23 protein-coding genes are annotated in these 21,358 nt (G+C 63.0%); 11 read left to right on the top strand and 12 right to left on the bottom strand.

Annotated features, from left to right (window positions below):
• Positions 1-881, bottom strand: an 881-nt coding sequence (groEL, locus tag JQ624_RS27920) for a chaperonin GroEL (protein WP_212422109.1), incomplete at its 3' end; no start/stop codon positions are given.
• A gap of 91 nt (positions 882-972) precedes the next feature.
• Positions 973-1,290 (bottom strand): co-chaperone GroES, encoded by a 318-nt coding sequence (locus JQ624_RS27915; protein ID WP_212422108.1) that lies wholly within the window; start codon positions 1,288-1,290, stop codon positions 973-975.
• Positions 1,291-1,672: 382 nt separating this feature from the next.
• On the opposite strand from JQ624_RS27915, the gene JQ624_RS27910 reads away from it, so the two are divergent.
• Positions 1,673-1,960 carry an usg protein gene (locus tag JQ624_RS27910; protein ID WP_212422107.1) on the top strand — a complete coding sequence of 96 codons (288 nt, stop codon included), beginning with the start codon at positions 1,673-1,675 and terminating at the stop codon, positions 1,958-1,960.
• 143 nt (positions 1,961-2,103) lie between these two features.
• Positions 2,104-2,652 (top strand): cupin domain-containing protein, encoded by a 549-nt coding sequence (locus tag JQ624_RS27905; RefSeq protein WP_212422106.1) that lies wholly within the window; start codon positions 2,104-2,106, stop codon positions 2,650-2,652.
• A 122-nt stretch (positions 2,653-2,774) separates the two neighbouring features.
• Here the strand turns inward: JQ624_RS27905 and JQ624_RS27900 are convergent, their stop codons facing one another.
• Entirely contained in the window at positions 2,775-4,025 is a 1,251-nt protein-coding gene (locus JQ624_RS27900) for a NupC/NupG family nucleoside CNT transporter (protein ID WP_212422105.1), read from the bottom strand.
• Between the two features lie 112 nt (positions 4,026-4,137).
• Between JQ624_RS27900 and JQ624_RS27895 the strand changes: the two genes are divergently transcribed.
• Positions 4,138-5,361: an MFS transporter gene (locus JQ624_RS27895; RefSeq protein WP_212422104.1), complete on the top strand. Its 1,224-nt coding sequence runs from the start codon at positions 4,138-4,140 to the stop codon at positions 5,359-5,361.
• Positions 5,362-5,480: 119 nt separating this feature from the next.
• Here JQ624_RS27895 and JQ624_RS27890 read toward each other — a convergent pair whose 3' ends face one another.
• Positions 5,481-6,245 (bottom strand): SDR family oxidoreductase, encoded by a 765-nt coding sequence (locus tag JQ624_RS27890; protein WP_212422103.1) that lies wholly within the window; start codon positions 6,243-6,245, stop codon positions 5,481-5,483.
• A gap of 13 nt (positions 6,246-6,258) precedes the next feature.
• A complete protein-coding gene (locus JQ624_RS27885; protein ID WP_212422102.1) occupies positions 6,259-7,017 on the bottom strand; it encodes a proteasome-type protease in 759 nt (252 codons plus the stop codon).
• A 240-nt stretch (positions 7,018-7,257) separates the two neighbouring features.
• Here JQ624_RS27885 and JQ624_RS27880 point away from each other — a divergent pair, with 240 nt between their 5' ends.
• Entirely contained in the window at positions 7,258-7,644 is a 387-nt protein-coding gene (locus JQ624_RS27880) for a tetratricopeptide repeat protein (protein WP_212422101.1), read from the top strand.
• A 30-nt stretch (positions 7,645-7,674) separates the two neighbouring features.
• On the opposite strand, the gene JQ624_RS27875 is transcribed toward JQ624_RS27880, so the two are convergent.
• Entirely contained in the window at positions 7,675-8,487 is an 813-nt protein-coding gene (locus tag JQ624_RS27875; RefSeq protein WP_212422100.1) for a class I SAM-dependent methyltransferase, read from the bottom strand.
• Between the two features lie 69 nt (positions 8,488-8,556).
• Here JQ624_RS27875 and JQ624_RS27870 point away from each other — a divergent pair, with 69 nt between their 5' ends.
• Complete coding sequence (locus tag JQ624_RS27870; RefSeq protein ID WP_249130126.1) at positions 8,557-10,167, top strand: ABC transporter substrate-binding protein; 1,611 nt, start codon at positions 8,557-8,559, stop codon at positions 10,165-10,167.
• A gap of 104 nt (positions 10,168-10,271) precedes the next feature.
• Here the strand turns inward: JQ624_RS27870 and JQ624_RS27865 are convergent, their stop codons facing one another.
• The 3 genes from JQ624_RS27865 to JQ624_RS27855 form a co-directional block, all read right to left on the bottom strand.
• Positions 10,272-11,114, bottom strand: coding sequence for a transglutaminase family protein (locus JQ624_RS27865; protein WP_212422099.1), 843 nt, complete (start codon positions 11,112-11,114; stop codon positions 10,272-10,274).
• A gap of 151 nt (positions 11,115-11,265) precedes the next feature.
• Positions 11,266-12,210 (bottom strand): alpha-E domain-containing protein, encoded by a 945-nt coding sequence (locus JQ624_RS27860; RefSeq protein ID WP_025589449.1) that lies wholly within the window; start codon positions 12,208-12,210, stop codon positions 11,266-11,268.
• A gap of 16 nt (positions 12,211-12,226) precedes the next feature.
• Positions 12,227-13,645: a circularly permuted type 2 ATP-grasp protein gene (locus tag JQ624_RS27855; protein ID WP_212422098.1), complete on the bottom strand. Its 1,419-nt coding sequence runs from the start codon at positions 13,643-13,645 to the stop codon at positions 12,227-12,229.
• 220 nt (positions 13,646-13,865) lie between these two features.
• On the opposite strand from JQ624_RS27855, the gene JQ624_RS27850 reads away from it, so the two are divergent.
• The 3 genes from JQ624_RS27850 (at position 13,866) to JQ624_RS27840 (ending at position 15,923) form a co-directional block, all read left to right on the top strand.
• Entirely contained in the window at positions 13,866-14,597 is a 732-nt protein-coding gene (locus JQ624_RS27850) for a molybdopterin-binding protein (RefSeq protein WP_212422097.1), read from the top strand.
• Positions 14,598-14,669: 72 nt separating this feature from the next.
• Positions 14,670-15,179 carry a xanthine phosphoribosyltransferase gene (gene gpt / locus JQ624_RS27845; RefSeq protein ID WP_212422096.1) on the top strand — a complete coding sequence of 170 codons (510 nt, stop codon included), beginning with the start codon at positions 14,670-14,672 and terminating at the stop codon, positions 15,177-15,179.
• 126 nt (positions 15,180-15,305) lie between these two features.
• The gene (locus tag JQ624_RS27840) at positions 15,306-15,923 is read left to right on the top strand and encodes a hypothetical protein (RefSeq protein WP_212422095.1); all 618 of its coding nucleotides are present in this window, start codon (positions 15,306-15,308) and stop codon (positions 15,921-15,923) included.
• A 97-nt stretch (positions 15,924-16,020) separates the two neighbouring features.
• On the opposite strand, the gene JQ624_RS27835 is transcribed toward JQ624_RS27840, so the two are convergent.
• The gene (locus JQ624_RS27835) at positions 16,021-17,043 is read right to left on the bottom strand and encodes a methionine synthase (protein WP_212422094.1); all 1,023 of its coding nucleotides are present in this window, start codon (positions 17,041-17,043) and stop codon (positions 16,021-16,023) included.
• A 148-nt stretch (positions 17,044-17,191) separates the two neighbouring features.
• Here JQ624_RS27835 and JQ624_RS27830 point away from each other — a divergent pair, with 148 nt between their 5' ends.
• The 3 genes from JQ624_RS27830 (at position 17,192) to JQ624_RS27820 (ending at position 19,610) form a co-directional block, all read left to right on the top strand.
• On the top strand, positions 17,192-17,893 hold the full coding sequence (locus JQ624_RS27830) for a glutathione S-transferase N-terminal domain-containing protein (RefSeq protein WP_212422093.1): 702 nt from the start codon (positions 17,192-17,194) through the stop codon (positions 17,891-17,893).
• Between the two features lie 134 nt (positions 17,894-18,027).
• Complete coding sequence (locus tag JQ624_RS27825; RefSeq protein ID WP_212422092.1) at positions 18,028-18,636, top strand: 2-hydroxychromene-2-carboxylate isomerase; 609 nt, start codon at positions 18,028-18,030, stop codon at positions 18,634-18,636.
• Entirely contained in the window at positions 18,636-19,610 is a 975-nt protein-coding gene (locus tag JQ624_RS27820; protein ID WP_212422091.1) for an NADPH:quinone oxidoreductase family protein, read from the top strand. The genes JQ624_RS27825 and JQ624_RS27820 overlap by 1 nt, the downstream gene beginning before the upstream one ends.
• 99 nt (positions 19,611-19,709) lie before the next feature.
• Here JQ624_RS27820 and JQ624_RS27815 read toward each other — a convergent pair whose 3' ends face one another.
• Together JQ624_RS27815 and JQ624_RS27810 are read right to left on the bottom strand one after the other, a co-directional pair.
• Complete coding sequence (locus JQ624_RS27815; RefSeq protein WP_212422090.1) at positions 19,710-20,387, bottom strand: triacylglycerol lipase; 678 nt, start codon at positions 20,385-20,387, stop codon at positions 19,710-19,712.
• Positions 20,384-21,274, bottom strand: a complete 891-nt coding sequence (locus tag JQ624_RS27810; RefSeq protein WP_212422089.1) for a crotonase/enoyl-CoA hydratase family protein — start codon at positions 21,272-21,274, stop codon at positions 20,384-20,386. Before JQ624_RS27810 ends, JQ624_RS27815 begins: the two co-directional genes overlap by 4 nt.
• Positions 21,275-21,358 lie beyond the last annotated feature (84 nt).

Here is a 21,358-nt window from a genome sequence, read left to right as displayed (position 1 = left end):
ACGGCGATGTCCTGCAGCATGGCCTTGCGGCGATCGCCGAAGCCCGGAGCCTTGACGGCGGCAACCTTGAGGCCGCCGCGCAGACGGTTGACGACGAGGGTGGCGAGAGCTTCGCCTTCGACGTCTTCCGCGACGATGACCAGCGGCTTGCCGGTCTGCACAACGGCTTCGAGCAGCGGCAGCAGTTCGTTCAGCGAGGAGAGCTTCTTCTCGTTGATTAGGATGTAGGCGTCGTCCATTTCAACGCGCATCTTGTCGGCGTTGGTGACGAAGTAGGGCGAGATATAGCCGCGGTCGAACTGCATGCCCTCGACGACGTCGAGTTCGGTCTCGAGCGACTTGGCCTCTTCAACCGTGATGACGCCCTCGTTGCCGACCTTCTTCATGGCATCCGCCAGGAACTTGCCGATTTCGGCGTCGCCGTTGGCGGAGATGGTGCCAACCTGGGCGATTTCCTCGTTCGAGGTGACCTTCTTGGAGTTCTTGACGAGGTCGGCGACCACGGCTTCCACCGCCAGGTCGATACCACGCTTCAGATCCATCGGGTTCATGCCGGCGGCAACCGACTTGGCGCCTTCACGGACGATCGCAGCCGCGAGCACGGTCGCAGTGGTGGTGCCGTCGCCGGCAGCATCGGCCGACTTGGAGGCGACTTCGCGCACCATCTGCGCGCCCATGTTCTCGAACTTGTCTTCGAGTTCGATTTCCTTGGCGACAGTGACGCCGTCCTTGGTAATGCGGGGAGCGCCGAACGACTTGTCGAGGACGACGTTGCGGCCCTTGGGACCGAGCGTCACCTTGACGGCGTTGGCGAGAATGTCGACGCCGCGCAGCATGCGGTCGCGGGCATCGACGCCGAATTTGACTTCTTTAGCTGACATATTGGATTTCCCTGAGTTGATGCTTGTCTCTCACCCTGTCGGGGAGGCGCCTTGCGGGCGCTCCTCAGGGTGAGCGTGGCAGGCGAAGCGCTTAGGCAGCCTTCTTCTTGGTGCCGGCGGGGACGTCGAGCACGCCCATGATGTCGGACTCCTTCATGATCAGGAGATCTTCACCGTCGATCTTGACCTCGGTGCCCGACCACTTGCCGAACAGCACGCGGTCGCCGACCTTGAGGTCGATCGGGATCAGCTTGCCGGCTTCGTCGCGGCCACCCGGGCCCACGGCGGTGATTTCGCCCTGCGAGGGCTTTTCCTTGGCACTGTCCGGAATGATGATGCCGCCAGCAGTCTTCTCTTCGGCGTCGATGCGCTTGACCACGACGCGGTCGTGAAGCGGACGGAATTTCATGCAGTCCTCCTAAGTTTCTGAAGATGTTGTCAGATTCTGAAATTTTGGCAGTCCGGGCAGGCGAGTGCCAGCTCGGCTGCGGTGGACATAAGCCAGTCTTGTTCGGGGGACAAGGGCTTCTAGCAGAAAAATTGGCACTCAAATATGTCGCCTGCCAATTTCGTTAATCATGATTAATCGGCGGGCGACGGTCTTTGGACCTCGTATTAGCACATGCGGTAAGCTGCTGCTAACGCGTGAATTTTCAACAAATCATTAAACATTTAGGCTTGTGATGGGTTGGTATCGTGCGTCACATTTCTCTCATGTGAGCGCATCTCCGCCGGGGTGGCTCGGTGTGTGGCCACCACGTGAAATGCGCTTCCAGCAATGGAGGTTTGGCATGGTCTCGCGGGTTGGAGTTGCTTCCGACGATTTCCGGAAGCAGGTGCTGGGTTACGGGCTGACGACGGCGCAAATCCTGTATCGGATGCCCGATCATCCGTCATTGCTGCAGACCTATGTCTGGCAGAATTACGATCTGTTTCCGAAATTCCCGGCGCTGAAGGATTTCCTCGCCTTCTGGCAGGAAAAGCTTGATGGTCCGCTGTATTCTGTCACCGTCGCGCATTCCAGGCTGATCAAGCCCGCCGAGCTGCGCGCGGTCGACGGCGTGTTCAGGCTGCATTGATTGAGATACAAGGGTGGGCAAAGGCGCTTGCGTCGTGCCCACCATCTGACACTCAGCTCGCGCTGGTGGGCACGTTGCGCTTTGCCCACTCTACGAAAAAATTCTGTGTTAGCCTCCCGCCACAGACAAGAAGGGAGGCACCCATGGCCAAGAAGAAAGTCGCGTCGCGCGCCGCAGCGCAGCCCGCCGTGAAGAAGAAATGGTCGGGCCACAAGACCGCAGCCAAATCCTCAGCCCGCAAGGCCATCACGTCGAAGGCGAGGGGCGTTGCGGCAGCCAAGTCAAAACCGGCCAGGAAGGCGCGGCCGAAGCAGCGCATCGCCATCAGCCATCACCGTGAAGAAGATTTCAAGGCCGACGGCCTGCGCGCTTACGCGCATTACCGCGACCTCGGCATCGCGGACGCGACCCACGGCCTGGCCCAGGCGCATGTGATCCGCCTGATCGGCCCGTGCAATCCGGCGGAAGTTTCAAAACTGCATTACCACGACGTCGAATTCCAGATGGTCTACGTGCTAAAGGGCTGGGTGAAGACCTACATGGAAGGCCAGGGCGAGACGCTGATGAAGGAAGGCAGCGCCTGGACCCAGCCGCCGCGCATCAAGCACCTGATCATGGATTATTCCGACGACGTCGAACTCTTGGAAGTGATTTTGCCGGCGGAGTTCAAGACGGTGGAATTGGCGAATTAGCTCTCGCCGTCATTCCGGGGCGCGCGTAGCGCGAACCCGGAATCTACTTCGCCACTTGCGCATGTCGCCCAATGGATTCCGGGCTCGGTGCTTCGCACCGCCCCGGAATGACGGCGAGAGTTTTACGTCATCACCCCCACGATCGCCCCCATCAAACACGTCGTCAGCGTGCCCGATACGATCGACTTCAACCCCAGCGCATTGATCTCCTCGCGACGCTCCGGGGCCATCGTGCCGAGGCCGCCGATCATGATGCCGAGGCTCGCAAAATTGGCAAAGCCGCACATCGCATAGAGCATGATCAGCCGCGAGCGTGGATCGAGCGCATCCATGCCGAGTTTTGAAAGATCGAGATAGGCGATCAGTTCATTGAGCACGGTCTTGGTGCCCATCAGGCTGCCCGCCGTGATCGCCTGCGGCCAAGGCAGGCCCATCAGCCAGCACACCGGCGCCATCAGGTAGCCGAGCAGGCGCTGCAACGAAATTTTGGCGCCGCCGATTTCGGGCAACAGCCCGAGGACGGCATTGGCGAGGTAGACCAGCGCCACCAGCACCAGCAGCATGGCTATGATGTTCAGGAGGAGTTCAAGTCCCGCCGTGGTACCCTTGGCGATGGCGTCCATGGTGGAGGAGGCATGCATGTCGGGGTCTTCCAATGACCCGCCCGTGCGCTTGTCCGAAGTCTCCGGCACCATGATCAGGCTAACGAGGATGGCCGCGGGCGCGCCCAGCACCGATGCAATGACAAAATGCGCAGCCGCGTCCGGGATCAGCGGAGCGAGGAAGGTGGCGTAGAGCACCAGCACGGTGCCGGCGATGCCGGCCATGCCGCCGGTCATCACCAAAAACAATTCGCTGCGCGTGAGCTGCGCGAGATAGGGGCGGATGAACAGCGGCGCCTCGACCATGCCGAGAAAGATATTCGCCGCGGTCGACAGGCCCACCGCGCCGCCGACGCCGAGCGTACGCTCCAAGAGCCATGCCATGCCGCGCACGATCGGCGGCAACACGCGCCAGTAGAACAAGAGCGTCGTCAGAACGCTCATGACCAAAACAATCGGCAGCGCCTGAAATGCCAGGATGAAATCCGCGCCCGGCGCCTTGAGGTCGAAGGGCAGGGCGCCGCCGCCGAGATAGCCGAACACGAAGGAGGTGCCGGCGCGGGTGGCCGCCGCGATCGTGTTGACGGCGTCGTTGATGGCGCCGAACGCCTTTGCCACCGGCGGCAGCTTGAGCAGCACCAGCGCGGTGATAACGGTGGCGGCAAGCCCAACCGCCATTTGCCGCAGCGAAACCGCGCGCCGGTTCTCGCTGAGCGCCCATGCGATCGCCAGCAACGCCAGCACGCCAAACCCCGATTGCAGGTGCAGCATGAATCCCCCGCCAACCCCGGGAGCGATTATGCCAGCGCCGGGCGGCTGCGCAATGCCGTGTTGCGGGCCTGCCCGTTGACATCTGCATCCCGCTCGGCCACCCCGTCTCTCCATGTCCTCGACGATGCCGGTGGGCGCCCGCGAGTTGCTCAGGCACGGGCCGTTTCTGTTCTTCCTGCTGTCGCGCAGCCTTTCGCGCTTCGCCAGCCAGATCGTGGCGGTCGCGATCGGCTGGCAGATCTACGACATCACCGGCAGCGCCTTCCAGCTCGGCATGGTCGGGCTGGTGCAATTCCTGCCCACGGCGCTGCTTGTCTTCGTCGCCGGCCACGCCGCCGACCGGTTCGAGCGCAAGCGGGTGGTGCAGCTTTGCCAGATCGCGGAAGCGACGACGGCGCTGTTTCTGGCCGTCAGCACCTTTGCCGGCTGGCTCACCGTGGCGCAGATATTCATCGCCACCTTCGTGATCGGTATCGCCGGCGCCTTCGAGAGCCCCGCCACGGCCGCGCTGCTGCCGCTGATCGCGCCCAAAGGCTCGGTGCAGCGCGCGACCGCGATCTCCTCCGGCGCAGCCCAGGTCGCGACCATCACGGGACCTGCGCTCGGCGGGCTGGCTTATGTGTTGGCGCCGAGTCTGCCTTACTTCGTCATCGTCGTGTTCTGGCTGGTGGGCGCGGTTCTTACCGGCTTTATCCATACGGAGAAGCAGGAGGTTGCGAAGCCGGGTGCGACAGCCGACGATGTATTTGCCGGCGTCCGCTTCATCCGCAACAATCCGGCGATCCTCGGCACCATCTCGCTCGACCTGTTCGCCGTGCTGCTCGGCGGCGTCACGGCGCTGTTGCCGATCTATGCCCGCGACATCCTGCAGACCGGCCCGCTCGGCCTCGGCATCCTGCGCGCCGCGCCCGCGGTCGGCGCGCTGCTGATGACCATGGTGCTGGCCCGCCACAGCATCAATCGCCATGTCGGATTGCGCATGTTCCAGGCCGTGATCGTGTTCGGCGCGGCAACGGTCGTGTTCGCGCTGTCGCAATGGATGTGGCTGTCGGTGCTGGCGCTGGCGGCCCTCGGCGCCGCCGACACGATCAGCGTGGTGATCCGCTTCTCGCTGGTGCAGCTCTCGACGCCCGACGAGATGCGCGGCCGGGTCGGCGCGGTCAATTTCCTCTTCATCAACGCCAGCAACCAGCTCGGCCAGTTCGAGAGTGGCGTCACTGCGGCGCTGTTCGGCACCATGCCGGCCGCGGTGCTCGGCGGCGTCGGCACGATAGCGATCGCGCTGCTATGGATGAAGTTGTTCCCGGCGCTGCGGAAGGTGGAGCGGCTGGAGTAGGGCGCTTCGCGTCCCTCAACCGTCATTGCGAGCGAAGCGAAGCAATCCACTTCTCCAATCGAAGAGGCATGGATTGCTTCGTCGCTAACGCTCCTCGCAATGACGGTCGTGGGTGCGGCTCAACCCCGCCCCACGAACGGCATCTTTGTCGCCATCACCGTCATGAACAGCACGTTGGCATCTAACGGCAGGCTGGCCATGTAGGCGACCGCGTCGCCGACCGCCTTCGCGTCCATGCGCGGCTCGTGTTTCATCGTGCCATCGGGCTGCATCACGCCGGGGCCGGCGACCATGCGGTCCGTCATGGGCGTCGCGGCATTGCCGATGTCGACCTGGCCGACCGCGATATCGTACATGCGGCCGTCGAGATTGGAGGCCTTGGTCAGGCCGGTGATCGCGTGTTTGGTGGAGGTATAGGCCGCCGAGAACGGCCGCGGCGCGTGCGCCGAGATCGAGCCGTTGTTGATGATGCGGCCGCCGCGCGGGTTCTGGTCCTTCATGATGCGGAAGGCGTGCTGCGTGCACAAAAATGGCCCGGTGAGGTTGGTGTTTACCACCGCTTGCCACTGTTCGAGGCTGAGATCCTCGAAATTCACCGGCGGCGCGCCCATGCCGGCATTGTTGAAGAGAACGTCGAGCCGGCCATAGGTGTCCTTCACCTTGGCGAACAGCGCCGCGATCGAGCCGGGGTTGGTCATGTCGGCGGAAACGCACAGGCTCTTGCCGATATTGTCGCCGAGCTTCTTGGTTTCTTCCAGCATCTCCATGCGGCGTCCGGCGAGCACCACGGTAAATCCTGCATTCATCAGCGCCAGCGATGCGGCGCGCCCGACGCCGGTGCCGGCACCGGTTACGATTGCGATCTTGTTTGTTGCGTCGGCCATTGCTTCCTCGCCTTCAGTTTTTTGTTTCTGTTTCGGATTTGTAGGGTGGTCTCGGAATATTCTGGTGCGCCGCGCGCAGCGCCGCCGACCAGCGCGAGCGCAGGTCATGGAAATACGGCTCGCCCGCCTCGATGCGGTGGTTGAGATCGGCCTCGCAGGCATCCGCGCGCACCACCAGCACGTCGATCGGCAAGCCGACGCCGAGATTGGACCGCATGGTCGAATCCATCGAGATCAAGCCGGTCTTCAGCGCCTCATACAGTTCGACGTCGTAGTGCATCGCGCGGTCGAGCACCGGCTTGCCGTATTTGTGCTCGCCGATCTGCAAATAGGGGGTGTCGGTGGTGCATTCGATGAAATTGCCGGCGGTGTAGACCATGAACAGCCGCATCCGCGAGCCCTTGATCTGTCCGCCGAACAGGAAGGAGACGTCGAAGCTGACGTCTTCGGATCGCAGCGCCGGGCCTTCGGTGGCGTGGACCAGGCGGATCGCCCGCCCGATGCGCTGCGCCGCCTGGAACATGGTCGGCGCGTTCATCAGCGTCTCGATCTCGCCGGTGTTGGGGTCTTCGATGCCCTCGGTTAATGTCGACAGCACCGACTGGCTGATCGCCAGATTGCCGGCACTGGCAATCGCCATGATGCGCTCGCCGGGCTTGCTGAAAATATGGAGCTTGCGGAAGGTCGAGACGTTGTCGAGCCCGGCATTGGTGCGGGTATCCGCGATCATGACGAGACCGTCCCGCACCAGAATTCCGCAACAATAGGTCATTCCCGATCCCCGAACGTGCCCGAATTTTTCGGCGCCAAACCATAGCGTTTTCAAGCGAAGTGGGTACCGGTTCGCATGAAGAAAACGCGTCAAACAAGACACTAGAGCCCGGTTCTGATGCAATCAGAACCGACAAGGCTCTAGTAACCAATTTCAAGGGGGCGTCCAACCCCCATTCCCGTGGCGCGGCATGCGCCGAACGGGGTAAAAAAGCCGTCGCATCCATGGGCGGGGGAAGGCATGCGGAAACCAGTTCTGATTGGCGCTATCGCGGCTACGCTGCTGGGGGGCACCGCTGGCGCCCAGGCCGGCCCATGGGAAGACGGCATGGTGGCCTATAACCGCGGCGACTATGTGCCGGCGATCCGGCTGTTCCGTCCGCTGGCGGAAGCGGGCAATCCGAAGGCGCAGAATCAGATCGGGCTGATGTACCGCAAGGGCGAGGGGACGGCGCAGAGCCCGGCCCGCGCGTTCATGTGGTTCAGCCTTGCCGCCAAGCGTGGCGATGCCAAGGCGAAGGCTGGCCTGCGTGACGTCTCCAAGACCATGACGCCGGGCGAAATCTCGCAGGCCCAGCAGATGGCGCAGGCTTGCGAGGCTTCGAACTACCGAAGCTGCGAATACTGATCCGCCCTCAACAACGCCGCCCGGCGAGTTCTAGGCCCGCGCCAGAATGACATGCGCCTGGATCTTGGCGACAACCTCGCCGCTGCCATGCTTGCGCGCGATGGCGGCGGCGGCATGGTCGGTTGCCGCCTCGAGCTTCTCGGCACCCCGAGCCTCGATCTCGTTGCGCAGCGGGGTGCCCTGGCAATAGGCGATCGCGGGATCACGCGGGGAGGGCGCGCGGCTTTGCTCTGCTTTGGTCTCGATCGTCACGTTCGAGAAGCCCGCCTTCGCCAGATCACTGCGGATCAGCGCCGTGTCGTGATAGCCGTGCGGAATCCGTGCCATGAAGCGCGGCGGATCGTCTGGGAAAAATTCCGCGAGCGCGTTCGTCACGTCGTCGGCGAACACGTTTTCCTCGATGCGGTCCCATGCGTTGAACAGGAAACATCCGCCCGGCTTGAGCAGGCGCCGGGCCTCGCGATAGGCGGACGGACGATCGGGAAAGAACATCACGCCGAACTGGCAGCAAACGAGGTCGAAGGCCGCATCCTCGAACGGCAGCGCCTGCGCATCTGCCTTCTGCCAGCTGATGCGGTCATCCCGGCCCTGCCGCGTGGCGGCATAATCGAGCATCGGCTGGTTGAGGTCGGTTGCGACGTAACGGGCATCGGGCGAAAGCCTTGGCGCCAGCGCACGCGTCACGACGCCGCTGCCGGCCGCCGTTTCCAGCACGGCTTTGGGCGAAAGTGCTGATGCCTTGTGCGATATATCCCGGGCGTAGCTCTCGAAGATCAGCGGAACCATATAGCGGTCATAGTTTTCCGGAATCGAGCCCGCAAAAATCTTATCACCTGCTGACATGGCCTGTCCCCTGCGCTACCTTCGATCCCTCGCAGTTCTATAGAAAAAGAAAACACATTGGGAGGCTGAATGCGCACCAGCGACTTGCCGGGCAGGTTACAGGCCGCTCTCATGACGCTTTTTTGCGTCGCACTGGTTGCCACAAGCCCCGCCGCCGCGCAGAAAAAAGGCGGCACGCTCCGCCTCTATCACAACGACAATCCGCCCTCGACCTCGCTGCACGAGGAAGCGACCATTGCCTCGGTGACGCCGTTTGCGGCGATCTTCAACAACCTTGTCGTGTTCGATCCGGCCAAGGTTCATGAGAGCATCGACACTGTCATTCCTGATCTGGCCGAAAGCTGGTCGTGGGATTCCACCAACACCAAACTGACGTTCAAGCTGCGGCAGGGCGCGAAATGGCACGACGGCCAGCCGTTCACCGCCAAGGACGTGCAGTGCACCTGGCGGATGCTGATCGGCAAGACCGAGACCCAGGACTTCAAGCGCAATCCGCGAAAAGTCTGGTACACCAAGCTGCAGGACGTCAGCGTCAACGGCGATTACGAGGCGACCTTTGAGTTGAGCGAGCCGCAGCCGAGCCTGCCGGTGTTGCTCGCGAGCGCGTTTTCGCCGGTGTATCCCTGTCATGTGCCGCAACAGGTGATGCGCACCAAGCCCATTGGTACCGGGCCGTTCAAGTTTGTCGAATTCAAGCGCGGCGAGTCGGTTCGCCTGGTGCGCAATCCCGATTACTGGAAGAAGGATCGCCCGTATCTCGACGAGATCACGTTCCGGATGATCGACAGCCGCGCCACGCGCATGCTGGCGTTCGCCACCGGCGAATACGACATCACCTTTCCCTCCGACGTCAGCGTTCCCCTGAAGGACATCAAGGCACGCGCGCCGCACGCGATCTGCGAGACGACCGCGACGGGAACCCAGATCAATTTGATGGTCAACCGCGTCAATCCGCCGTTCGACAATCCTGATATCCGAAAGGCGATGTCACTGGCGCTGGACCGCAAGCCCTTCAACACCATCCTGATGGAGGGGCTGGCGCGGATGGGCGGGGCCATGCTGGCCAAGCCCGAAGGCGAATGGGGCATGCCGCCGGAAATGGTAACTGCGTTGACCGGCTACGGTCCGGATGGCGAAAGGAACATCGCCGAGGCGCAGGCGATCATGCAGAAGCTCGGCTACAGCGACGCCAAACCGCTGCAGATCAAGATCCAGACCCGGAACCTGCCGACCTATCGCGATCCCGCGGTGATCCTGACCGACCAGCTCAAGAAGATCTACATCACGGGCGAGCTCGATATTCTCGACACCCCGCGCTGGTACGCGCGGCTGGCGAAGAAGGACTACACGATCGGACTGAACGTCACTGGCGTCAGCGTCGACGATCCCGACGGCAACATCGTCGAGAACTATTCCTGCAAGTCGGAGCGCAACTACACGCAATATTGCAATGCCGAGGTCGACCGGCTGCTGGCGGCGCAATCGAGCGAGCTCGACAAGGAAAAGCGCAGGAAAATGGTCTGGGACATCGAGCGGCTGCTGGTCGAGGACGCGGCGCGGCCGATCATCCTGCACTCGTCGGCCGGCAATTGCTGGCAGCCTCATGTGAAGAATTTCCGGCCGCACGACAACAGTCAGTACAACAACCTGCGCTTCGAGGATGTGTGGCTGGATAGATAATCTGTAGGGTGGGCAAAGCGAAGCGTGCCCACCATATCTCCACGATCTCAATGTTTAATGGTGGGCACGCGCAGCGTGCCCACCCTACGAATCTACAAGCAGCCCTACGACTGCGACTGGCTCTGCCACTGGCCGGGACGTCCGGCCTGTTCGACCTTGACCGCCACCGTCAGCGTTTCCGCGCCGCCGCCATAGCGGGTGCCGCGCACCGGCGCGGCGCCGAGATAGTCGAGCCCGATGGCGACACGGGCGTGCGCGTCGGTGGTGCAGATGCCGTTGGCGGCATCGAAGCCGACCCAGCCGAGGTCAGGCACGTAAGCTTCCGTCCAGGCGTGGCCGGCCTGCTGGTGGATGGTACCGTCGGAACGCAGGAAGTGTCCGGAGACGAAGCGCGCCGGAACGCCGCCGGAGCGCGCGCAGGCGATGAAAATGTGGGCGTAGTCCTGGCAGACGCCGCGCTTGAGCGCAAAAGCTTCCGCCGCCGACGTGCCTGAATTGGTGGGGTCCTCGTCGAACGTCATGTGCTCGTTGATCTGCACCATCAGCGCATGCAGGAAGCCGAGCACGTCGCCGTCGGATTCCGAGCGCAGCTCGCGGGCAAACGTCGCCATCGCCGGATTGACTTCGGTCAGCGCGGTGGAGCGCAGGAACAGGCTTGGCGGGAACCGCTCGTCGGTGCCGCGCAGCACGCCGCCGGTGTCGTGGGTCTCGATCAGGCCTTCGACATGGATGGCCAGGTCGGCGATCGGCCCGTGCGTCAATACATGCGTGACGTTGCCGAACGCGTCCTGATGCATGTCGAGGCGGGAATCGGTGGAGACGTCGATCTGCCATTCGGCGACATATTGCCCGTCATGGCTGCCGGGCGTCATGCGCAGGATCTGGATCACCCCAGAGGCGGGAGGCTCGTAGCGATAGCTCGTGGTATGGGCAATTCGCAGGCGCATGGCTCAACCCGATTCAGATCGTCATGCCCGGCCATAGCAGTCTATGCAGACTGCGTAAACTTGTCTGCGATGCCGGGCACCACGTCTTTCTTTGCCCATTCAAAGCAAGACGTGGATGGCCGGGTCAAGCCCGGCCACGACGGAGAATGTATCAAATCAAATACTGCTTGGTGATGATCTCACCGAGCCGCGCGTTATCCGAAATGAATTCCTGGATGAATTCATGGACGCCGTGCTGGAAGATATCGTCCATGTGGCTGTGTTCAAGCCGGTTGCGAACGCCGCGGGCGTGGCGCTGGGAGGCGCCCTGGCGGCCATAGGCGACGCCGATCTGGTCGAGGTTGCGGACCAGGTTGCTGTAGCAGCTCGCAAGCGATCGCGGCAGCGTGTCGTTGAGGATCAGGAGATCGGCGATCAGCCAGGGTTTCAGCGTTTCGCGGTAGACCCAGTGGTAGGCCGTCAGCGCTGACACCGAGCGCAGGATCGAGGTCCACTGGTAGTAGTCCAGCGGACCGCCGACATGTTCTTCCTCGGGCAGCAGCACGTGATATTTCACGTCGAGAATGCGGGCGGTGTTGTCGGCGCGCTCCAGATGTAGCCCGAGGCGCGAGAACCAGTAGGCGTCGTTGCGCAGCATGGTCCGGTAGGCCGAACCGTCGAACCGCAATGAGGTCTCCTGCACGAAACGGAGAAACCGCGCCAGTTCCTCGCGGCTCGACGTGCCTTTGCCCCAGAGCTCCCCGAGCTCGATCCAGGCCGAATTGATGGTGTCCCACATCTCCGATGTCAGCGCGGTGCGCACCGAACGCGAATTGAGCCGGGCCGCCTCAATGCAGTTCTTGATCGAGGAGGGATTGGACGGCGAGAACGCCAGATATTCGACGACATTCTGCTCGGTGGCTTCCTGATAGGTCTCGTAGAAGCTCGCGCTGACGCCGGCGGTTAGCAGCGCCGATTCCCACTCATTGGTCTTGCCGATATAGGCGGCGGGGAGCGCGGTGACGCGCAAGGTCGCGTCGATGGTGCGCGCGATATATTCGGCGCGCTCGACGTAGCGGGCCAGCCAGTACAGATTTTCGGCGGTGCGCGACAGCATACGGAAATTTCGCTCTCTATTCGTCCAGTATCCAGGTGTCCTTGGTGCCGCCGCCCTGGCTCGAATTGACCACCAGCGAGCCTTCCTTCAGCGCCACCCGCGTCAATCCGCCCGGCACGATGGTGACGTGCTGGCTGCCCGTCAGCACGAACGGCCTGAGATCGACGTGGCGCGGCGCGAGGCCGGAGGCGGTGCAGGTCGGGCAGGTCGACAGCGCCAGCGTCGGCTGGGCGATGAAACCCTCGGGCTCGCGCTTGAGCTTGTCGCGGAACGCCTCGATCGTCGCTTTCGTCGCGGCGGGGCCGATCAGCATGCCGTAGCCGCCGGAGCCGTGGACTTCCTTCACCACGAGCTCGCTCAAATTGTCGAGCACGTAGGCCAGGTCCTTCGGCTCGCGGCAGCGCCAGGTCGGCACATTCTTCAGGATCGGCTCTTCGCCGAGATAGAATTTCACGATCTCCGGCATGTAGGAATAGATCGCCTTGTCGTCGGCAATCCCGGTGCCGACCGCATTCGCCAGCGTGATGTTGCCGGCGGCATAGGCCGACATCAGGCCGGGGACACCGAGCGCCGAATCCGGGCGGAAGGTCAGGGGGTCGAGGAAATCGTCATCGACGCGGCGGTAGATCACGTCGACGCGTTTCAGGCCCTCGGTGGTGCGCATGAACACTTCATCGTTCTTGACAATGAGGTCGCGGCCCTCGACCAGCTCGATCCCCAGTTTGTCGGCGAGGAAGGAGTGTTCGTAATAGGCGGAATTGTAGACCCCGGGCGTCATCAGCGCGACCGTCGGCTCCGCCGAGGCCGAGAGCGGCGCCACCGAGCGCAACGCCGACAGCAGTTCGTCGGGATAGCGTTCCACAGGTGCTACGCGGTGGCGGGCGAACAGGTCCGGAAACAGCCGCATCATGATTTCGCGGTTTTCCAGCATGTAGGACACGCCCGAGGGCGTCCGCGCATTGTCCTCCAGCACGATGAAATTGTCGGCGTCGACCCGGACGATGTCGATCCCCGCTATGTGGACGTAGACGTCGTGCGGCACGCTCTGGCCGTTCATTTCCGGGCGGAACACTGGGTTCTGGAAGATCAGGTCGTCGGGAATGATGTTGGCGCGCAGGATGTCGCGGCCGTGATAGATGTCGCGCAGGAACATGTTGAGCGCGCGGACCCGCTGCTTCAGGCCCTTTTCCAGCGTCGCCCATTCCTTCGCCGACATGATCCGCGGGATCACGTCGAAGGGGATCAGCCGTTCCTGGGCTTCGGCGTCGCCATAGACGGCGAAGGTGATGCCGATCCGGCGGAACAGCAGTTCCGCCTCCTGCCGGCGATATTCCAGGGCGTCCGGAGGCGTCTCCTTCAGCCAGCGGGAGAGCTCCCTATAGGCCGGGCGGAGGTCGCCGCCGGGCCCGTTCATTTCATCGAAGGCAACTGCCATAAATCCTGACTATCTCTCGAAGCCATGCGGCACAGTGCATGACTTCACGGGATGGTAGCAAGGCTCGGGCCAGCGCGATATGCATTGGCCAGCGGCATTTCGTGTGGGTAGCCGGCCGCGCTGCCCTAAAAAAAGGCTGCCGGGTGCTTATTTCGGCAGCAAACCCCCGTGACTTCAATGCGTTGCTTGCGCAAGGTACGGGGACAGGTGGGGAGAAGTCATGAGCGAGATCGTCACGGCGGGTATTCTGGTCATTGGCGACGAGATCCTGTCCGGCCGGACCAAGGACAAGAACATCGGCTTCATCGCCGAGTACCTGACCAATATCGGGATCGACCTCAAGGAGGTCCGTGTCGTCGCCGACGACGAGGCCGACATCATCGCAGCCCTTGATGCACTGCGGCATCGCTACGATTACGTCTTCACGACCGGTGGCATCGGGCCGACCCATGATGACATCACCGCCGACAGCGTTGCGAAAGCGTTCGGCGTCCGCATCGACCATCACCCCGAGGTGGTGGCGCGGTTCCGCGAGCGCTGGACCGAGCAGGACCTGAACGAGGCGCGGCTGCGCATGGCACGCGTGCCCGACGGCGCCGAATTGATCCAGAGCGCGACCATCCTGGCGCCGGGTTTCAAGCTCGGCAACGTCATCGTGATGGCGGGCATCCCTTCGATCATGCAGGCGATGATGGACATCGTCGCGCCCAAGCTGAAATCGGGCGTGCGGATGCTCTCGGATTCGGTCCGCGCCAATGCGCGGGAAGGCGACATCGGCGGGCCGCTGCGCGAGATCGCCAATGCGCACCCGGACACCATCATCGGCAGCTATCCGTTCATGGACGAGGACAAGAAGCCGAACACCAACCTCGTCGTCCGCTCCCGCGATCCCGAAAAGCTCAACGCCGCGATGGCCGCGGTGAAGGAGATGCTGGCAAGCATCCCGAGGTAGCCTCGCGCGTGATCCGGTTTCGAAGTTCGCAATACGGGAGACAGGAGTGATCGATTGTTCTGGAGCGCGCTCATGACCGCGCGCGAAAAAGCCACTCCGCCGCCGGAAAAAGCCTTTCCGGTTTCCTGGGATCAGTTTCACCGGGATTGCCGGGCGCTGACCTGGCGGCTCAACGAGGTCGGGCCGTTTCATGCCATCATCGCGATTACCCGCGGTGGGCTGGTGCCGGCGGCCATCGTGGCGCGCGAGCTCGGCATTCGCATCATCGATACCGTCTGCATCGCCAGCTACGACCATACCAAGCAGGGCGACCTGAAGGTTCTCAAGGGCGTTTCGGCTGACGTGGTAAAGCTCGGCGGCGGGACCGGCAAGGGCCTGTTGATCGTCGACGACCTCGTCGACACCGGCAAGACCGGGCGGCTGGTGCGTTCGATGATGCCGGACGCGCATTTCGCGGCCGTCTATGCCAAGCCGCAGGGCAAGCCGCTGGTCGATACGTTTATTACGGAAGTGTCGCAGGATACCTGGATCCATTTTCCCTGGGACACCGCGCTGTCGTTCCAGCCACCGATCCGTCCGTGACGGGGCGGGGTGATGGTCTCGTTATTGCGAGCGAAGCGAAGCAATCCATGCCGCCGCGGAGATGTATGGATTGCTTCGTCGCTTCGCTCCTCGCAATGACGGTGGTGGCAATGGCTTGAGCCTTTCATGCCCCTTCAAAACCGCGTCACGCCCACCGGCGACATCATCGCCACTCCGCATCGCGGCCTGTTCACCGGCAACCGCGGCATCATCCACGATCCCGCGACCAGGACCTTATTGAAGAAGCGCTGGTCAAGTCCGGCGTGGATCACCTGCGTCTGCGAATTCCGGGGCTGGCGGCGCAAGGTGATGGGTGGGCGAAGCTGGACCGAGCTGTTCTTTCTCGACGAGGCCACCGCATTCGCCGCCGGCCATCGCCCATGCTTCTTCTGCCGCCGCGACGACGCCAATCGTTTTCGCGCGGCCTGGGAGGAGGGCAATGGCGTGAAAAATATTCGCGCGCGGGAGATGGACGCCGTACTGCATAGCGAGCGGCTGGAGCGCGGCAGGAAGCGGCTGCATCCGCTGCCGGTGCCGGTGGCGCAATTGCCTGATGGCGCGATGGTGCAACGGGGCGAAGCGAATTTTCTGATCCTGCAGGGCAGGGGGTTGCGATGGTCGATGGCTGGCTATCGCAAGGCGGACGGCGCGATCGAGGACGCGGTGCTGTTGACACCGCCGTCGACGTTGCGCGCGCTGAGTGCGGGGTATCGCCCAGTGCTGCATCCGAGTGCAATGGGCTAGCGGTTTCACTCCGTCATTGCGAGGAGCGAAGCGACGAAGCAATCCATACCTCCTGCGCGAGACTATGGATTGCTTCGCTTCGCTCGCAATGACGGAACTACCCCAACTTCTGCCTTGCCAGCCTCGCACCCGCACCCAGCGCCATTAACTTGGCTTCCGCAATATCGCGCCGCATCGGCGCCATGCCGCAATTGGTGGTCGCGACGATGTTGCTCTTCGGCACGAATTTCGACACCGCCTCGATCACCTTCACGACGTCCTCGGCCGTTTCCACCGTGTCGCTGGCGACGTCGATCACGCCGGCCTGGACGACCTTGCCGGGGAGCAGCGCCAGCAGATCCAGCGGCACCTTTGAATTGCGGCACTCGATCGCGACCTGCTGGATCGGGCTTTTTGCGATCGCCGGGAAAATGTCCTCATATTGCCGCCACTCGCTGCCCAGCGTCTGCTTCCAGTCGGTATTGGCCTTGATGCCGTAGCCGTAGCAGATGTGCACGGCGGTGGTGCAGGTCAGGCCTTCGGCGGCGCGTTCCAGCGCTCTTATGCCCCAGTCGGAGACTTCGTCCATGAAGACGTTGAAGGCGGGCTCGTCGAACTGGATGACGTCGACGCCGTCGGCCTGCAGCGCCTTGGCCTCGTTGTTGAGCAGCTCGGCGAAGGCGAACGCCATCTTGACTTTGTCGCCGTAATATTTGTCCGCGACGGTGTCGGCGATGGTCATCGGGCCGGGCAGGGTGAATTTCAGTTTGCGGGTGGTGTGGGTGCGGGCGACGCGGGCTTCGTCGGCATGGACGCGGCCCTTCAGTGTCAGCGGCGCTGTCACCTGCGGCACCATCGCCTTGTAGCGGTCTTTGCGAATGCCCATCTCGACCTTGTGGGCGAAATCGATGCCCTCGACCTTCTCCAGAAAGCCATGGACGAAATGTTGGCGGGCCTGCTCGCCCTCGGTGACGATATCGACGCCGGCATCCTCCTGCAGCTTCACCGCCAGCAGAGTAGCGTCGCGCTTGGCGCGGGCGAGCTCGTCGCCTTTCGATTTCCAGGGGGCCCACAGCGTATTGGGCTCGGCCAGCCATTCCGGCTTCGGCAAGGAGCCTGCAATCGTGGTTGGAAACAGCATGGGAGCCTCCCGGTCGGTTCTGATTGAGCGCCTGTCTGCCATGTCTTATGATCAAGGTACAGAACAACGAAAGTCGCCCAAAAGCGCGAAGCGCGTCTTCAAGCAAAATCCCGCCTGGGGCGCAAGGAAGGGCGAGGCAAGGGGAGCCATGATCGACCTGCACTACGCGCCGACGCCCAACGGCTGGAAAATCTCGATCATGCTGGAGGAACTCGGGCTTCCCTATCAGGTCATTCCCGTCAACATCCGCGCCGGCGAGCAGTTCAGGCCGGAATTTCTGGCGATCAGCCCCAATAATCGGATCCCGGCGATCGTGGATCACGAACCCGCGGACGGCCAGGGACCGTTCTCGGTGTTCGAGACCGGCGCGATCCTGATCTACCTCGCCGACAAGACCGGGCGCTTTCTGCCGAAGGAGACGCGGGCGCGATCCCGCGTCATGGAATGGCTGATGTGGCAGATGAGTGGGCTGGGGCCCATGCTCGGCCAGCACGGCCATTTCGCGCTCTATGCGGCGGAGAAAATCCCGTACGCGATCGAGCGCTACCGCGACGAGGCGGCGCGGCTCTACCGCGTGCTCGACACTCAATTGGGCAAGACCGGCGCCTATGTCGCCGGCGACTACTCGATCGCCGATATCGCCTGCTTTCCCTGGACCATGACCCACAAGGCGCAGGGCTTTACGCTCGACGACTATCCGAACGTCAAGCGCTGGTACGCTGACGTCCGCGCACGGCCGCAGGTGCAGGCCGGCCTTGCGATCGGCAAGTTCGTGAAGGAGCCGTTCGACGAGGAGGCGCGGCGGAACATGTTCGGCGCGCGTGCCAAGGAGATGGCGGGGAGGAAGTAGATTGCAGACCCTCATGGTGAGGAGGCGCGCAGCGCCGTCTCGAACCATGAGGCCACGGACGGGCCTACATCCTTCGAGACGCGGCGAAGACGCCGCTCCTCAGGATGAGGATTGAAAATCAAAAAGGAAACCCCATGATCGAATTCTTCTTCGACTGCTCCAGTCCCTGGACCTATCTCGCCTTCCATAACATCCAGCCGCTGGCAAAGGAGCTCGGCGTCGAGATCTCCTGGCGCCCGATCCTGGTCGGCGGCATCTTCAATACTGTGAACCCCAGCGTCTACGCGCAGCGCGAGACGCCGGTGCCGCTGAAGGCGCGCTACATGAAAAAGGATCTCGCCGACTGGGCGCACTCGGCAGGCCTTGCGATCAAGATGCCACCGACGGTATTTCCCGTGAACAGCGTGAAAGCGATGCGCGGCTGCATCTGGCTTGGTCAGGAGATGGTGCCGTTTGCGACCGCCGTGTTCGAGGCCTATTGGGGTAACGACAAGGACATCTCGCAGGACTCGGTGCTGACGGAGGTCTGCAAGAAGGCCGGCGTCGATCACGTCAAATTTTTCGATGGGATAGGCCAGCAGGCGATCAAGGACCAGCTCAAGGCCAATACCGATGAAGTGATGGCGCGCGGCGGTTTTGGTTCGCCGACGATCTTCGTCGACAAGACCGACATGTATTTCGGCAACGACCGGATGCCGCTGATCCGCGAAGCGCTGGAGCGCCTGAAAGCGCGGGCTGCCTGATGCCGAAGGCCGTCGTCTGCCGCGAACTCGGCCCGCCCGAGAGCCTGCGCCTGGAAACATTTGCCGCCGCACCCTTGGCCCCCGGGCAGGTGCGCGTCGCCCTCCGCGCCGCCGGAATTAATTTCCCGGATATTTTGATGGCGGCGGGCGAGTACCAGCTCAAGCCGCCGCTGCCGTTTACGCCGGGCGTCGAAGCTGCCGGCGATGTGGTCGAGGTCAACGCAGCCGAGGGTGTCGCGGTCGGCGATCGGGTGATCGTCAAGATGCGGCACGGCGCCTATTCCGATGAAGCGGTCGCTACGCCCTCGCAGCTCGTGCGCCTGCCGTCGACATTGGATTACGCGGAAGGCGCGACATTTCTGGCCGGCCACGGCACCGCCTATCACGCGCTGATCGACCGCGGGCGGATTCAGCCGGGCGAGGTGCTGCTGGTGCACGGCGCGGGCGGCGGCGTTGGGCTCGCGGCCGTCGAGATGGGCAAGATGCTAGGCGCGACGGTGATCGCAACCGCTTCGAGCGACGAGAAGCTTGCGATTGCGAAGGCGAGGGGTGCCGATCATCTCATCCGTTACGACAAGGAGCCGTTCCGTGATGCCGTCAAGCGCATCACCGACGGGCAGGGCGCGGACGTGGTATTCGATCCCGTCGGCGGTGAAGTGTTCGAGAACTCGATGCGCTGCATCAACTGGGGTGCACGGCTGCTGGTCATCGGCTTTACCGGCGGCATCGGGCTTGCGAAGACCAATCTCCTGATGATCAAGGGCGCCAGTGTGCTCGGCGTCCGCGCCGGCGAAGCGGTGCGGAGAAATCCCGCGCTCGGCGCGGTCAGGATCAAGGCGCTGACGGAATGGGCGGAAGCCGGAAAGATCCGTCCCAACGTCTCGCACCGGCTGCCGCTGGAAGATTACGCAAAAGCGATGCGGCTTCTCATCGATCGAAAGGCGATTGGTCGGGTGGCGCTGACGATGGGGTAGAATCGTCGCCGTCATTGCGAGCGAAGCGAAGCAATCCATCGTGCTGCAACGGAAGAATGGATTGCTTCGTCGCTTCGCTCCTCGCAATGACGGCGTTACCTAGCGGCTCACGAACTTCCCATCCCGCAGAAATGCAATCGTCTGCTCGATCGCGACGCTATTGCGCACCAGCCACGGGTGCGAGGTGCGGATGACGATGTGGTCCGCCATCGCGTCGAGTTTGGTGTTCGCCACCGATACCCGTCCGTCATGTGGCTTCGGCAGGAATGCTGATGTGATCGGATAGATCGACCGATTTCCGGCGATGATGCCGACGGGATAGTCGACCGGCGGAAACAGCGCACTGACCGCTGCATTCCGCTGCGTTCCGAGTTGCTGTCCCGCCGGTCCGAAGAAGGCGCGGTAAGGTCTGAAATGCCTGAGCCGGTCGGCGATCTCGCTGCCGCTGTTCGGCGTGCCGAGCATCACCACCCGGCCCAAACGTTTGGGCCGGTGCCTCGCGATATACACGCGCGCCAGCAAGCCGCCCATGGAATGGCAGACGAAATGGACGGCGCCATCGACGCCATCGGCAAAACGCTGGATGGAGGGATGAATATCCTCGGCCAGCGCGTCCAGCGCCTTCCGGCGGCTCGCATAGTCCTGGTTGAGGGTGGCGAAGCCGGCGTCTGCCAGCGCCGTCTGCATCTTTCGAAACGATCGCGTCGTCCTGCTGATGCCATGCAGCAGGACGACGCCGTCTTGCGTCGCGTTGGCCGATGCGGATCGGCCGCTCACTTATACTCGCGCTCTTGCCACCACGGGAAATAGTCGGGCATGTCGCTGGAAACCTTGTTCTTGAATTGCGCCGGGCGCTTTTCCAAAAACGATACCACGCCTTCCTTGACGTCGTCGCTTCGTCCGCGGGCGTAGATGCCGCGGCTGTCGACCTTGTGGGCTTCCATCGGATCGTCGGCACCCATCATGCGCCACATCATCTGCCGGATCAGCGCCACCGACACCGGCGCGGTCTTGGCGACGAATTCCTTGGCGAGCGCGCGTGCGGTCGGCAGCAAATCGTCCGGCGGCACCACCTTGCTGACGAGGCGGCCGGCCAGCGCTTCCTGCGCCGGGAAGACGCGGCCGGAATAGCACCATTCCAGCGCCTGCGAGATGCCGACGATACGCGGCAGGAACCAGCTCGACGCGGCCTCGGGCACGATGCCGCGCTGGGAAAACACGAAGCCGAAGCGTGCGGCCTCCGAGGCAATACGGATGTCCATTGCGAGCTGCATGGTGACGCCGATGCCGACCGCCGGCCCGTTCACCGCCGCGATCACGGGTTTCAAGCATTTGAAGATCCGCAGCGTCACCTGGCCGCCGCCGTCGCGCACCTGGGGATCGCTGTAGTCGACCGAACCATTGGCGAGCCGCTTCACCGGCCCGCGCCGCGCGTCGCGGTCAAAAGTGTTGGCGCCGGAGGAGAGGTCGGCGCCGGCGCAGAAGCCGCGGCCTGCGCCGGTGACGATGATGGCGCGGACATTGTCGTCCTTGTCGGCCGCGTCGAAGGCTGCGATCAGTTCCTGCTGCATCGTGCCGTTGAAGGCGTTGAGCTTGTCGGGCCGGTTCAGCGTGATGGTGAGAATCTGCTCGTCGACCTCGTACTTGATGGTCTCATACGCCATGGGGTTCCTTCCTTTGTGTTCTTGTTTGACTGCTCAACGCATCGTCATGCCCGGGCAAAAGTGCGAAGCGCGTTTTCCGCTAGG

The organism is Bradyrhizobium sp. AUGA SZCCT0283, from assembly GCF_018130385.1.
In the GTDB taxonomy this organism is placed as follows: Bacteria; Pseudomonadota; Alphaproteobacteria; order Rhizobiales; family Xanthobacteraceae; genus Bradyrhizobium.
The sequence above is the reverse complement of the archived record's forward strand: the minus strand, read 5'-3'. Positions and strand labels throughout refer to the sequence as shown.